The 13632-nt window shown below is 56.5% G+C and carries 12 protein-coding genes; 1 reads left to right on the plus strand and 11 read right to left on the minus strand.

The features are described from left to right. Nucleotides 1-96: 96 nt before the first annotated feature. From ACESQ2_RS23100 to nnr, 11 genes are all read right to left on the minus strand, one after another. On the minus strand, nucleotides 97-1395 hold the full coding sequence (locus tag ACESQ2_RS23100) for an adenylosuccinate synthase (protein WP_004097979.1): 1299 nt from the start codon (nucleotides 1393-1395) through the stop codon (nucleotides 97-99). 102 nt (nucleotides 1396-1497) lie between these two features. Continuing rightward, the gene (locus tag ACESQ2_RS23105; RefSeq protein ID WP_004097978.1) at nucleotides 1498-1695 is read right to left on the minus strand and encodes a DUF2065 domain-containing protein; all 198 of its coding nucleotides are present in this window, start codon (nucleotides 1693-1695) and stop codon (nucleotides 1498-1500) included. A 197-nt stretch (nucleotides 1696-1892) separates the two neighbouring features. Further along, complete coding sequence (hflC, locus tag ACESQ2_RS23110; RefSeq protein ID WP_004097977.1) at nucleotides 1893-2897, minus strand: protease modulator HflC; 1005 nt, start codon at nucleotides 2895-2897, stop codon at nucleotides 1893-1895. Between the two features lie 2 nt (nucleotides 2898-2899). Further along, nucleotides 2900-4156: an FtsH protease activity modulator HflK gene (gene hflK, locus ACESQ2_RS23115; RefSeq protein ID WP_004097974.1), complete on the minus strand. Its 1257-nt coding sequence runs from the start codon at nucleotides 4154-4156 to the stop codon at nucleotides 2900-2902. 65 nt (nucleotides 4157-4221) lie between these two features. Then, nucleotides 4222-5502 carry a ribosome rescue GTPase HflX gene (hflX, locus tag ACESQ2_RS23120; protein ID WP_004097973.1) on the minus strand — a complete coding sequence of 427 codons (1281 nt, stop codon included), beginning with the start codon at nucleotides 5500-5502 and terminating at the stop codon, nucleotides 4222-4224. Nucleotides 5503-5577: 75 nt separating this feature from the next. Further along, a complete protein-coding gene (gene hfq / locus ACESQ2_RS23125) occupies nucleotides 5578-5886 on the minus strand; it encodes an RNA chaperone Hfq (protein ID WP_004097968.1) in 309 nt (102 codons plus the stop codon). Between the two features lie 92 nt (nucleotides 5887-5978). After that, nucleotides 5979-6929 carry a tRNA (adenosine(37)-N6)-dimethylallyltransferase MiaA gene (miaA, locus tag ACESQ2_RS23130; protein WP_032695150.1) on the minus strand — a complete coding sequence of 317 codons (951 nt, stop codon included), beginning with the start codon at nucleotides 6927-6929 and terminating at the stop codon, nucleotides 5979-5981. After that, complete coding sequence (gene mutL, locus ACESQ2_RS23135) at nucleotides 6922-8811, minus strand: DNA mismatch repair endonuclease MutL (protein ID WP_224260355.1); 1890 nt, start codon at nucleotides 8809-8811, stop codon at nucleotides 6922-6924. Before mutL ends, miaA begins: the two co-directional genes overlap by 8 nt. A 10-nt stretch (nucleotides 8812-8821) precedes the next feature. Beyond that, a complete protein-coding gene (gene amiB, locus ACESQ2_RS23140; RefSeq protein WP_014837183.1) occupies nucleotides 8822-10153 on the minus strand; it encodes an N-acetylmuramoyl-L-alanine amidase AmiB in 1332 nt (443 codons plus the stop codon). A 16-nt stretch (nucleotides 10154-10169) separates the two neighbouring features. Continuing rightward, a complete protein-coding gene (gene tsaE, locus ACESQ2_RS23145) occupies nucleotides 10170-10631 on the minus strand; it encodes a tRNA (adenosine(37)-N6)-threonylcarbamoyltransferase complex ATPase subunit type 1 TsaE (protein ID WP_014227619.1) in 462 nt (153 codons plus the stop codon). Then, the gene (gene nnr, locus ACESQ2_RS23150; protein WP_373171350.1) at nucleotides 10624-12135 is read right to left on the minus strand and encodes a bifunctional ADP-dependent NAD(P)H-hydrate dehydratase/NAD(P)H-hydrate epimerase; all 1512 of its coding nucleotides are present in this window, start codon (nucleotides 12133-12135) and stop codon (nucleotides 10624-10626) included. Before nnr ends, tsaE begins: the two co-directional genes overlap by 8 nt. Nucleotides 12136-12148: 13 nt before the next feature. Here nnr and queG point away from each other — a divergent pair, with 13 nt between their 5' ends. Further along, nucleotides 12149-13288 carry a tRNA epoxyqueuosine(34) reductase QueG gene (gene queG, locus ACESQ2_RS23155; RefSeq protein ID WP_014227617.1) on the plus strand — a complete coding sequence of 380 codons (1140 nt, stop codon included), beginning with the start codon at nucleotides 12149-12151 and terminating at the stop codon, nucleotides 13286-13288. Nucleotides 13289-13632 lie beyond the last annotated feature (344 nt).

Here is a 13632-nt window from a genome sequence, read left to right on the forward strand (position 1 = left end):
ATGATAAACCAGCCAGCGCTCAGGCCGCTAATTTATTTAAATGGGGCGGGCGAACAGCAAAAACAAGAGGCGCCTTAACGGCGCCCCTGGAGATCGTTATGCGTCGAACGGATCGCGCAAAATCATCGTCTCGGTACGGTCAGGACCGGTAGAGATAATATCAACCGGTACGCCGGTCAGCTCTTCAATGCGTGCGATGTAGTTCAGCGCTGCCTGCGGCAGACCGCTGCGCTCTTTCACGCCAAAGGTGGTTTCAGACCAGCCCGGCATGGTTTCGTAAATCGGCTCGATGCCTTCCCAGTTGTCAGCAGCCAGCGGAGTGGTCGTCACTTCGCGGCCATCCGGCATCCGGTAGGCTACGCAGATTTTAACTTCTTTCAGGCCGTCCAGGACGTCCAGCTTAGTCAGGCAGAAACCGGACAGGGAGTTAATCTGCACCGCGCGGCGCACCGCTACGGCATCCAGCCAGCCGGTACGACGACGACGGCCGGTGGTAGCGCCAAACTCGTTACCCTGCTTGCACAGGAACTCGCCGGTTTCATCAAACAGCTCAGTCGGGAACGGACCCGCACCTACGCGAGTGGAGTAGGCTTTGATGATACCCAGAACGTAGTCTACATAACGCGGACCCAGACCGGAGCCGGTCGCCACGCCACCTGCGGTGGTGTTGGAAGAGGTTACGTACGGATAGGTACCGTGGTCGATATCGAGCAGCGTACCCTGTGCGCCTTCAAACATGACGAAATCGCCACGCTTGCGCGCCTGGTCAAGCAGATCGGAAACGTCAACAACCATCGCGGTCAGGATGTCGGCAATCGCCATGACGTCATCGAGAACTTTCTGGTAATCAACCGCTTCAGCTTTGTAGAAATTCACCAGCTGGAAGTTGTGATATTCCATCACTTCTTTCAGTTTCTCAGCGAAGGTGGCTTTATCAAACAGATCGCCAACGCGCAGACCGCGGCGAGCCACTTTATCTTCGTAAGCCGGGCCGATACCGCGACCGGTCGTACCGATAGCTTTCGCGCCGCGCGCTTTTTCACGCGCGACATCCAGCGCGACGTGATATTCGAGGATAAGCGGGCACGCTTCAGAAAGCAGCAGACGCTCGCGGACAGGGATACCACGGTCTTCCAGACCTTTCATCTCTTTCATCAGCGCAGCCGGAGAAAGCACGACACCGTTACCGATGATGCTGGTGACATTCTCGCGAAGAATACCTGATGGAATGAGATGGAGGACGGTTTTTTCACCGTTGATTACGAGAGTATGGCCGGCGTTGTGACCGCCCTGATAGCGCACAACATATTTAGCCCGTTCAGTCAGGAGATCGACGATCTTCCCTTTACCTTCGTCACCCCATTGGGTGCCCAGTACGACGACGTTGTTACCCATTTTTCAAAATCACCGTTTGCTTAAAAATGGATTCTACCATCGCTTTTTCAGAGTTACAGCACTTTTTGCACTCAAAAGGCGGGAAATTAGTCTACTTTACGCTCAGCCAATCGTTTTCCTCAACATGTAGTAGATGACGATACCGGCAACCACAAGACCTCCGCCAAACCGGCGTAATAAATTATCCGGTAATTGGCTCATCGTGGCGACCATTCGACGCCACGCGCGCGGATAAAGCAACGGCCCAAGCCCTTCAAGTACTAAAACCAGCGCCAGTGCCAGCCAGATTGTTGAGTTCATTATTCACCTTTATTTAAGTACAGCCACCGTCGCTCACCCCTGTGAGTCGTTGCTCAATTCATATTCTCCGGTATTCCATCATTGTTATGAACCGGCTTTATGAAACAAAATACATAACCCATTGGCAAACCCAAATCCGCTGCGAACATTGTAAAAAAGGCGCCTCAACGGGCGCCTTTTTGCTTACTCATTGCTTATCAGCGGGTCGCTGACGTGGGTGATTTCATATAGCGGAAGAAATCGCTGTCCGGGCTGAGAACCATCACATCCTGATTGCTCTGGAAGCTGTTCTCATACGCACGCAGGCTACGGATAAAGGCATAGAAGCCTGGATCCTGGCTGAATGCATCAGCAAACAGTTTCGCCGATTCAGCATCGCCTTCACCGCGCAGAATACGACCCTGACGCTCGGCTTCCGCCAGCGTTTTGGTCACTTCATAATCCGCGGTCGCGCGCAGTTTTTCAGCTTCTTCCTGACCCTGTGAACGGTGACGACGCGCTACCGCTTCACGCTCGGCGCGCATACGGTTGTAGATCGCTTCAGACACTTCGGCAGGCAGGTTGATCTGTTTAATACGCACGTCGACGACTTCAATACCCAGCGCCGCCATACTGTTCGGGTTGATCACCTGAACCTTACCGTTTGTTTCTGCTTCAACACGCTCCGCCGCTTTAGCAATCGCGTCATCGGCAGCCGGCGTACTGACTTCATCTTCTGTGCCCGCAGAACCTGAGTTCAGCGCATCGCGGACTTCCAGGGTCAGACGGCCGCGGGAGTCGGTCACGATGTCTTTCACATCCAGACGGCCAATTTCAGAACGCAGACGGTCAGAGAATTTACGCTTCAGCAGCACCTCGGCCTGGGAGACGTCACCGCCGCCGGTTGCCAGGTAGTAACGGCTAAAGTCGCTGATGCGCCACTTGATGTAAGAGTCAACAATCAGGTCTTTCTTCTCTTTGGTAACAAAGCGGTCGGCCTGGTTGTCCATCGTCTGGATACGCGCATCAAGCATCTTCACGGATTCAATAAAAGGAATCTTGAAGTGAAGGCCAGGCGCGTACACCAGCGGTTTGTTTTCATCGTCGCGCAGAACTTTACCAAAACGCAGCGTGATGCCGCGCTCGCCCTCTTTGACCACAAAGATGGACATGTAGAGCACCACCAGCACGATGACAATTATCGCGATAACAGATTTACGCATCGTTATTCCCCCTGACGCTGGTAGTCGTTACGCTGCGCGTTGGCGCGGCGTTGGTCCATAATGGTGCCTCCCGTAGAGGTAGAAGCGTTACTGGCGCTGTTTGAGCTGGATGCAGGCGGCAGACGCAGCAGATCGCTTGCGCCACTGCTATCGCTCTTTGCCGCCGGCGCGCCGGCGCCTTTCAGCATCTGATCCAGAGGCAGAACCATCAGGTTGCTCCCCTTATCGTTAACCAGCACTTTGCGCGTATGGCTCAGCACTTTTTCCATGGTTTCGATATACAGACGCTCGCGGGTAATTTCCGGAGCCGCTTTATACTCAGGCAGAATTTTTGCAAAACGAGCCACTTCACCCTGCGCTTCAAGAACGGTCTGGGTCTTATAGGCGCGAGCCTCTTCAAGGATACGCTGCGCCTGACCGTTAGCCCGCGGCTGGACTTCGTTGGTGTAAGCTTCCGCTTCACGAATGTACTGCTGTTCGTTTTCACGCGCGGCAATCGCATCATCAAACGCGGCTTTTACTTCCTCCGGCGGACGCGCCGTCTGGAAGTTGACGTCGAGCAGGGTGATACCCATGTTGTACGGACGAATGGTCTCTTCCAGCTCGCGCTGGGTATCGCTACGAATGACGGTACGTCCTTCGGTCAGGATACGGTCCATGGTGTATTTACCGATCACGCCACGCAGGGCGCTGTCGGTGGCCTGACGCAGGCTGTCGTCCGCGCTGGTGACGCTAAACAGATAGCGTTCCGGATCGGTCACGCGGTACTGCACGTTCATCTCAACGCGCACGACGTTTTCGTCAGACGTCAGCATGACGCCGGAAGCCGCCAGTTCGCGGACCGACTCAACGTTAACCGCCTGAACGTTATCAATGAAAGTAGGTTTCCAGTTAAGGCCAGGCTCAACCAGATGGCTAAATTTACCAAAGCGAGTGACGACGCCACGTTCAGCTTCTTTAATGGTATAGAAACCGCTGGCTGCCCAGATAATAACCGCAGCGGCGGCAACGATGCCGACGATACGTCCGCCCATTGGCCCGCGAGGTCCCTGAGAGCCGCTACCGCCGCCCAGTCCACCTTTTCCGCCACCCAGGCCGCCAAGTTTTTTACTTAGCTTACGGAAGATATCATCCAGATCGGGAGGTCCCTGCTCGCGACCGCCTTTGTTGCCATTTCCCCCAGAGTTGCCGCCTTGGTTATTGCTGCTTCCCCACGGGTCGCGGTCCTGTCCGTTATTACCGGGCTGATTCCACGCCATGTATATGCTCCATATTTGTTTTTGATATCCCCACAGGGGTCAATATCTTCAGGCAAGCTGCAAGGTCAAATCACGTATTCAACCAGCGCTGGCTCTTGTTTACAGAGGCGACGCCAGTCAACGATCGGCATGCGCACCTGCAGACCAACGCTACCGTCATCCTCCATCCACTCTTTCTCTATCGCCTGAAGCTGATAGAACCGGCTTCTCAACCGACCTTCCTGCGGTGGCAGGCGCAGCGTGTGCTGGGCCACTTCACCAGAAAGCCGTTCCGTCAAAGCCTGAAAAAGCAGCGGTACGCCAACCCCGGTCTGGGCGGAAAGCCAGACCCGAATCGGTTTATTTTCTTCATCCCGATCGATACGCGGCTCAAAATCATCCAGCATGTCGATTTTATTCATGACCAGCAGCGCCGGGATCTCATCAGCTTCGATTTCCGCGAGCACCGTATTCACTGCGTCAATATTTTCCTGCACGCGCACATCGGCAGCATCAATGATATGCAGCAACAGCGTCGCCTGGCGCGTCTCCTGGAGCGTCGCTTTAAACGCGGCCACCAGATCGTGCGGCAGGTGGCGAATAAAGCCTACGGTATCCGCCAGGACGGTTTCGCCGACATCAGGGACATCAATCCGGCGCAGCGTTGGGTCCAGAGTGGCGAACAGCTGGTTCGCAGCATAGACCTCGGCTTCAGTTATCTGGTTGAACAACGTGGATTTACCGGCGTTGGTATAACCGACCAGCGACACGGTTGGAATATCGGCTTTGGCGCGTGACCGCCGTCCCTGCTCACGCTGTTTTTCAACTTTTTCCAGTCGCGCCAGGATCTGCATAATACGGTTACGCAGCAAGCGGCGGTCAGTTTCGAGCTGGGTTTCCCCCGGGCCGCGCAAACCAATCCCGCCTTTCTGTCTTTCAAGGTGGGTCCAGCCGCGAACGAGGCGAGTCGCCATGTGGCGCAGCTGCGCCAACTCGACCTGCAGTTTCCCTTCGTGGGTACGCGCTCGCTGGGCAAAAATATCTAAAATCAGGCCGGTACGATCGATAACCCGACATTCGCATAAGCGCTCCAGGTTTCGTTCCTGTGCCGGACTCAGGGCATGATCGAAGAGCACGACCGATGCACCGGTCGCTTTTACGGCTTCCGCAATTTCGACAGCTTTACCTTCACCAACAAAATACTTCGGGTGCGGTGCTTTACGGCTACCGGTAATCACCTGCATTGCTTCGACACCGGCGGAAGAGGCCAGAGTTTCAAACTCCTGGAGATCTTCCATATCTTTGTCTTGCGAAAAATAGATGTGTACCAGTACCGCCTGCTCACCGGCATCATAACGGTCAAACAAGCGTAAACCCCTTATAAAATACCAGCGGGGAACGCAGAAAACCTGGCTCCCCGACGTGGAAAAACAGCATCTGCCTTATTCGGCGTCTTCGCTGTCTTGCTGCGGCGCAGAAGAACCCTGCGCACCACCACCGTGGTGATAGTTGTTTGTACCGCCGCCAGCATTGTTGCTGTGGTGTGACACCGGGCGAGACGGGACAACAGTAGAAATTGCGTGCTTATAGACCATCTGGCTGACCGTGTTTTTCAACAGGATCACGAACTGATCGAAAGACTCAATTTGCCCTTGCAGCTTAATACCATTCACCAAATAAATAGAAACCGGAACACGTTCCCGACGCAAAGCGTTCAGGAACGGATCTTGTAAAGATTGCCCCTTAGCCATTCTCTCTTTTCCTTATATGTATGCTTGTTTTGTACTCAGAACCTTACGATTCTTAAAAAAATTACGCACGATACCCGTTCAATTGTACACGTTCAGTCCAGGCTAGCACCAACAACCTGTAATACTTTGTTGAACGCTTGTTCAGGTTGTTCACTGTCTAACCAGTGGATACCTTCCCAACCGCGCAGCCAGGTCACCTGACGTTTAGCTAACTGTCTCGTGGCGCAAACACCTCGATAAACCATTTCATCATACGGGATCTCGCCATTTAGGTAAGACCACATCTGGCGATATCCGACACAACGAATGGAAGGCATATCCGTATGCAAATCTCCCCGGGCAAAAAGCGCCCGCACTTCTGCTTCAAAACCTGAAGCCAACATCTGATGAAAACGCTGTTCTATGCGCTGATGGAGCAGTTCACGGCTCGCCGGGGCGATGGCGAACTGGTGCACCTTATACGGCAGAGCATCACCTGACGTTTGCGTCAGCTCCGTTAAAGTTTTACCCGAAATGAAAAAAACTTCCAGTGCTCGGGAAAGTCTTTGCGGATCATTTGGATGAATACGCGCGGCGGCAACCGGATCAATTTCCTGTAGCTGCTGGTGTAACGCGTTCCATCCCTGCTCTGCGGCCTGTTGCTCGATCCTGGCTCTGACCTCAGGATCAGCCGAGGGTAGAGGCGACAATCCTTCCAACAACGCCTTGAAATACAACATCGTTCCGCCAACCAGTAGCGGAATACGCCCGGCAGCGACGATATCGGCCATCTCTGCCAGCGCATCGCGGCGGAAATCCGCCGCGGAATAAGCCTCGGCCGGGTCAAGAATATCCAGCAGACGATGCGGCGCAGCGCTCAGCTCCGCGGCATCGGGCTTGGCCGTGCCTATGTCCATTCCTCGATAGATGAGGGCTGAATCAACGCTAATCAACTCTACTGGCAAAACTTTACGTAAGGCGATAGCCAATGCGGTTTTACCAGAAGCCGTAGGGCCCATTAAAAATATTGCCTTAGGCAGGCTTGCCTCAGTTACATCACTCATCTTTCAGGGCATTCATCGCCGAATGTAAATCAACAGGTTGTAACAGACCACCCGGCGGCGCTTTAACCAGCTGCGGACATAAGCGTTCGATATCCGCCAGGACGGCAATCGCCTGCGCCATGTTCCACTGCGCATGTTCGCTCGCCAGATTACGCGCTATCCACTGAGCAATGTTGCCGACGTCGACGGTTTTTTGCTGCGCCAGGTAGCCTATCAGTTCAGGAATCAAGATTTGTAAATTTTGTTGTCTTAAGGGTAAAGGCACTGCGCGGACCGTCACGTGGTGCGCATCGGACTGGAGTTCAATACCGACCTCAGCCAGCGCCGACTGCGCCTGCTTGAGCGCGTCTTTTTCCTCGTCGGACACTTTTATCCGCAGCGGAATAAGCAGCGGTTGGGCGCAAACCGCCTCTGCGCCCGGCGTTAGCTGCGCCTGGCGCAGCCAGCGCTCAGCAACCGGCAGAGCCAGCAGCGCTAACTTACCGCCGCGCTCCAGCAGCGCGCAGTCGCTATCGATAATCGTCAGTACGCGGCCAAAGCTTTGGCTATGACCCGACAGGCCTTCCGCTGCCGGTGCGGGAGCCAGGGGTTTGCGCTCCGTGGCCGGCGTGTCCAGCAGTTGGCGATAAAGCGCACCCTGCTGTTTTTGGTAGCCTGGCTGCGCGTGCGGCCAGGCGGCTCCGCCAGATGAACCCGAGGCGGCGGACTCTCGCGAACCTCCGGTATTAAAACGCGGCGCGGCGGGCTCATCCCGGTAACGGGGAGCGGCGCTTTCACGCGCGACCGCCGGCTGGGCAAAATGATTGCCGCCCGCCGCAATGCGGTTTTCCGGCACCTGTCGCGGCGCAGGCTCATCGCCCTCTTCCGCCAACGGCACCTCCAGCTGCTGCTGCAGGACGCTCAGCACGCCCTGATAGATAAAGTCATGCACCAGGCGCGACTGATGAAAACGCACTTCATGTTTGGCCGGATGGACGTTCACATCCACCTGATGCGGATCTATCTTCAGATACAGCACAAAGGCAGGCTGCTGGTCGGCGCCCAGTTTGTCTTCACAGGCCTGGCGAATCGCGTGATTAATCAGGCGATCGCGCATCATCCGCCCATTGACGTAGCAATACTGAATATCCGCCAGCGTCGGATTGGTATGTAGCGGATCGGCCACCCAGCCGCTGAGGGTCAGGTCGCCGTGCTGCCACTCAATCGCCAGCGCGTGTTCAAGAAATGGCAAACCGCAGATCGCGCCCAGACGCCGCTCGCGCTGGCCGTCCTGCGATACCGCCCGGTACTGGCGCACGGCCTTGCCGTTGTGGCTGAGGTTGATGGTCACGTCGAAGCGCGCCAGCGCAATGCGCCGCACGATCTCGTCGATATGGCCAAACTCGGTTTTCTCGGTGCGCATAAATTTGCGCCGGGCGGGGGTGTTATAAAACAGATCCAGCACTTCCAGCGTTGTTCCCACCGGGTGCGCCGCCGGCTTCACGGTGACCGCCTGATCGCGCCCTTCGGCATAGGCCTGCCAGGCCTCCTGCTGATCTTCGGTACGCGAGGTCAACGTCAGGCGAGCCACTGAGCTGATACTGGCCAGAGCTTCGCCGCGAAAGCCGAGGCTAATGATCGCCTCAAGGTCATCCAGCGAAGCAATTTTACTGGTGGCGTGACGAGCCAGCGCCAGCGCCAGCTCGTCTTTTTTGATGCCGCAGCCGTTATCGCGAATGCGGATTAACTTCGCCCCGCCGCGCTCAATATCAATGTCGATGCGCGTCGCCCCGGCATCGAGGCTATTTTCCACCAGCTCTTTGACCACCGACGCCGGACGTTCCACCACTTCACCTGCGGCAATCTGGTTGGCGAGCTGCGGCGGTAGAACCTGAATCGGCATGGCCGTCTCCTTAATTTAACAACGTCCCGTCTGACGAACCTGCGCTGGCAGTCTGCGCGGCTGCCCCGCGCGGCGCGGATTGCAGAGGGTGCTGCATAAAGTAGTTACGCAGGCCGTTATAAATCGCCTCTGCGACCTGCTGCTGATAAGCATCGCTGCCCAGCAGCCGCTCTTCGCCGGTATTACTGATAAAACCCGTTTCCACCAGGATCGACGGGATATCCGGCGAACGCAGTACGCCGAGGCTGGCATGCTCAGGACGACGCTTATGTAAATCGCCGATCCGCTGCAGCTGGCTCAGCACATTGGTCGCCACATCATACCCGACGCGCTGGGAATGGCCGAACTGTAAATCCAGCACCGCCTGGCTCAGGTAAGGGTCCGACTGGCTGTTGGCCAGTACATCGCCCGCGCCGCCCAGCAGTTCTGACTGTTTCTCATGCTGCTCGAGCCAGCCGGCCATTTCGCTGTTCGCGCGGCGGTTGGAAAGCACCCAAACCGAGGCCCCGGTAGCATCGCGATTCGGCGCAGCGTCGGCGTGAATCGAGACAAGGAAATTGGCGTTTTGCTTACGTGCGACGTCAGAACGCCCCATGACGGAAATGAAATAATCGCCGTCGCGCGTTAGCACGGGCCTGAACTGCGGATCGGCATTCAGCAGCGCGCGGAGCTTACGCGCAATCGCTATGGTCACATTCTTTTCTTTCGTGCCGTTCGGACCAATGGCTCCCGGATCCTGGCCGCCGTGGCCGGCGTCAATGGCGATAATCACTTTATCGTCGCCGGAAACGGTACGCGCCGCAGGACGCGTTACGCTACTGGTGCTGGTCACCGCGGTAAGCCGGTCGTTATCGGCTTTAAACGGGTTGCGCGCGGGTTCGCTCGGACGCACGGGCTGCGCCACGGGCCTTTCCGCCTGTCTAACCACCACTGGCTGAGGTGGAGGCGGAGGCGGCGCGTCGGCGTTAATCGTAAACACCACGGTGTAGTTAGAGCCGTTCTGCTGTTTCACCGCGCGGGTTTTGCCATCGGCGGTGAGATCCACCAGCAGGCGCAGCGACTGCGTATCCTGCGGCGTCCCGGAACGAATGCTTTTTACCAGATTATTGCCGCTAAACTGCAGCGGTAGCCCCTGGAGTACGCCAGTCTGTTTAATATCCAGCGCCACGATGCGTTTGCCCTGGGGGCTAAACGAATATTCAGGTTCGCCGATAAAGCTAATGGTAATGCGGGCCTGCCGATCGCCATTTGAGACCTGGATATCGGATAAACTTGCCGCAGTGGCCTGAATGCTGAACAGCATCAATGCGGCGGCCAGCCAACTGGTTAAGCGATACATCATCCCGTCGTCCTTCAGGCTAATTAGCCAAACGCGCCAATAAAGACTCACCCAATGAGGAGACCGCGGTTACGCGCGCCTCACGCCCTTGTGCCTGATACTCAAGGTGAATTTCAACATCCGGGTCCGGCAGTACTCCCGTGCCCTGCTGAGGCCATTCCACCAGGCAGATAGCATCGTCAGTAAAATAATCGCGGATCCCCATAAACTCGAGTTCCTCAGGATCCGCCAGGCGATAAAGATCGAAGTGATAGACCATCAAATTATCGAGACTGTAAGGCTCGACGAGGGTGTAGGTTGGGCTTTTAACGTTGCCACGGTGACCGAGAGCCTGAAGGAAACCGCGGCTAAAGGTGGTCTTACCCGCCCCTAAATCGCCATACAAATAGATGACCGTCGCGCCAGCGCATGCCTGTGCGACGCGGTTGCCAAGGCTTAAAGTCGCCTGCTCATCGGGTAAAGGAATCACTCGGTTAATCATGGTCTACGTCAATCACATCCGGGTTAACAACACGCCTGAGCGTGAAAAAAAGATCGGTCGCCAGCATTCCGCGGGTGCCGTGTCTCGCCGCCAGCCGATCGGCGGCTTCGCCATGAGCAACGCATCCGGCGCAGGCAGCATCATACGGCGTCAGGCGCTGGCCTAACAACGCAGCGATAATACCGGTCAGCACATCGCCCATCCCGCCGCTGGCCATCCCAGCGTTACCGGTGTCGATAATAGCCATTTCGCCCGTTTCGCTCGCCACGAGCGTACCTGCACCTTTCAGCACCACGATGCCACCATAACGTTTTACCAGACGTTGTGCAGAATGTAAGCGATCGCTTTCAATTTCTGCCACACTCACGTTCAGCAGGCGGGCGGCTTCGCCGGGATGCGGCGTCAGCACGCGATTGTGACGTTTATCGGGATTGATTGCCAGCAGGTTCAGCGCATCCGCATCCCAGACCATCGGTTTGCGAAAATTCTCCGCCTGGCGTAGCACATTTTTACCCCACTCGCCCAGCCCCAGCCCCGGCCCAATCGCAATGACATCCGCCCAGTGCAGACTCTCTTCGAGAGAGCGGGACGTCAGCTCATGGACCATCAGCTCAGGCCTGGCGGTCAGAATGGGCGCAATGTTGTCCCGGTGAGTCAGTACTCGCACCAGCCCGGCGCCCGCGCGCAGCGCCGCTTCACCGCTCATTCGTATGGCGCCCGCCGTCCCCGGTTCGCCGCCAATAATCACCAGCTTACCGTGGTCGCCTTTGTGCGAGGTTGGACGCCGCGGCGGCAGCCAGCCGGGGAGCTGCGAGGCATCGAAGCGACTGAGCGCCGTCGTTTGGCCTGCTAGCCAACCCTCAAGCCCCAGGGCGTGATGATGCAAACGGCCAACGACATCGCGGGCTTTGCCGGTCAGCAGCCCCGGCTTAAGCGCGATAAAGGTGATGGTATGAGCGGCATGGATAACCGCGCCCGGCGTCGTCCCCGTCTGCGCATTCAGGCCGGAGGGGATATCCAGCGCCACAACCTCAGCCGGATGGGCGTTTGCCCGCGCGATCAGCGCCGCAACGTTTTCCCGGGGCGCGCTCTGTAACCCGGTACCGAGCAGGCCGTCAATAATCAGCGTGATATCTTCCGGCCAGGGGATGCCGGCGGCATGAATAGTGCCGCCGGCGTTGAGCCACTCCTCACGCGCGAGGCTGGCCTCTTCCGGCAGCGGCTTCTCGCTCTCCAGCGCCAGCAGCGTGACCTGAATGCCTCGCGACTGTGCCAGGCGAGCCACCACGTAGCCGTCGCCGCCGTTATTACCGTGGCCGCAGAGAATCAGCCAGTGCTGGCTTTCAGGATACTGGACGCGCGCAAGCTCAAAAGCCGCTTCGCCCGCACGACGCATCAGTTCATACAACGTCAGCCCAAGGGCATCCGCCGCCTCTTTTTCCGCTCGTCGTAGCGCCTCCGCCGACCAGATGATATGTGGTATACTCCCGGTGTTTTTCGTCATCGTATGGTCCATCATGTCACAGCCCCTCGATCTCAATCAGTTAGCGCAGCAAATCAAACAATGGGGCACAGAGTTGGGGTTCCAGCAGGTCGGTATTACCGATACCGATCTCAGCGCCAGCGAACCTAAACTGCAGGCGTGGCTGGATAAACAATACCACGGCGAAATGGCGTGGATGGCGCGTCATGGCATGATGCGCGCGCGCCCCCATGAGCTCCAGCCCGGTACCCTGCGCGTAATTAGCGTGAGAATGAACTACCTGCCCGCTAATGCCGCTTTCGCCCGCACCCTGAAAGACCCCGCGGTGGGTTACGTTAGCCGTTACGCCCTCGGACGGGACTATCACAAGCTATTACGTCATCGCCTGAAAAAATTAGGTGAGATGATTCAGGGACAGTGTGCTTCGCTCAATTTTAGACCTTTTGTCGATTCCGCGCCGATTCTTGAACGCCCTTTAGCCGAAAAAGCGGGGCTGGGATGGACAGGTAAGCACTCGCTCATCCTTAGCCGCGATGCCGGCTCGTTCTTTTTCCTCGGTGAACTGCTTATCGATCTCCCTCTTCCCATTGACCAGCCCGTCAAGGAAGAGTGCGGCCGCTGCGTTGCCTGTATGACCATCTGCCCAACCGGCGCCATCGTCGAGCCCTATACCGTCGATGCCCGGCGCTGTATTTCCTATCTGACTATCGAACTGGAAGGCGCTATTCCGGAAGAGTTTCGTCCGCTGATCGGCAACCGCATATACGGCTGCGATGACTGCCAGCTGATTTGCCCGTGGAACCGCTTCGCGCAGCTCACCGATGAAGAGGATTTCAGTCCGCGCAAGGCGCTACACGCCCCGGCGCTTATTGAGCTGTTCGCCTGGAGCGAACCCTGGTTTTTAAAAGTGACGGAAGGTTCGGCCATTCGCCGTATTGGTCATCTGCGCTGGCTGCGTAATATCGCCGTCGCGTTGGGCAACGCGCCCTGGGATGAAGCGAACCTGAAGGCGCTGGAAAGCCGCAGGGGTGAGCACCCGCTTCTCGACGAACATATCGAGTGGGCGATGGCGCAGCAAATTGAAAAGAGAAATGCCAATGTGGTTGAGGTGCAGTTACCCAAAAAGCTGCGTCTGGTCAGGGTGGTTGAAAAAGGGCTACCGCGCGACGCCTGATTCATTCACAGGGTGTGAATAAAAATAAAAACACATTGCGTTTCAAGGGGCAGACGTTCGTCAAGTGATCGGATTAACACTTTGAAATGAAATTTAACTCTTATCTTTCAATTAGATATAAGAATACTATTTACATAGTGAAGTAATTTTCTGAGAGAGGACGAAAGGTTAACCTGTGGATAACTCTGTTCACAGTATTTTCAGGACCGCGCGAAAATCATCACCGGCGCGTGCTTGCGCTGTGGATAAACTGGGTATGAGAAGAAATTTGGAGCGGGAAACGAGACTCGAACTCGCGACCCCGACCTTGGCAAGGTCGTGCTCTACCAACTGAGCTATTCCCG

Origin of the sequence: Klebsiella sp. Q11, from assembly GCF_964241505.1 — a bacterium.
Lineage (GTDB): Bacteria > Pseudomonadota > Gammaproteobacteria > Enterobacterales > Enterobacteriaceae > Klebsiella > Klebsiella michiganensis.

Excerpts from the sequence above, each read along its gene's own strand:
- ACESQ2_RS23100 (WP_004097979.1), bottom strand. The coding sequence starts at position 1,395 with ATGGGTAACAACGTCGTCGTACTGGGCACCCAATGGGGTGACGAAGGT.
- ACESQ2_RS23105 (WP_004097978.1), bottom strand. The coding sequence starts at position 1,695 with ATGAACTCAACAATCTGGCTGGCACTGGCGCTGGTTTTAGTACTTGAA.
- hflC (WP_004097977.1), bottom strand. The coding sequence starts at position 2,897 with ATGCGTAAATCTGTTATCGCGATAATTGTCATCGTGCTGGTGGTGCTC.
- hflK (WP_004097974.1), bottom strand. The coding sequence starts at position 4,156 with ATGGCGTGGAATCAGCCCGGTAATAACGGACAGGACCGCGACCCGTGG.
- hfq (WP_004097968.1), bottom strand. The coding sequence starts at position 5,886 with ATGGCTAAGGGGCAATCTTTACAAGATCCGTTCCTGAACGCTTTGCGT.
- miaA (WP_032695150.1), bottom strand. The coding sequence starts at position 6,929 with ATGAGTGATGTAACTGAGGCAAGCCTGCCTAAGGCAATATTTTTAATG.
- mutL (WP_224260355.1), bottom strand. The coding sequence starts at position 8,811 with ATGCCGATTCAGGTTCTACCGCCGCAGCTCGCCAACCAGATTGCCGCA.
- amiB (WP_014837183.1), bottom strand. The coding sequence starts at position 10,153 with ATGATGTATCGCTTAACCAGTTGGCTGGCCGCCGCATTGATGCTGTTC.
- tsaE (WP_014227619.1), bottom strand. The coding sequence starts at position 10,631 with ATGATTAACCGAGTGATTCCTTTACCCGATGAGCAGGCGACTTTAAGC.
- nnr (WP_373171350.1), bottom strand. The coding sequence starts at position 12,135 with ATGACGAAAAACACCGGGAGTATACCACATATCATCTGGTCGGCGGAG.
- queG (WP_014227617.1), top strand. The coding sequence starts at position 12,149 with ATGTCACAGCCCCTCGATCTCAATCAGTTAGCGCAGCAAATCAAACAA.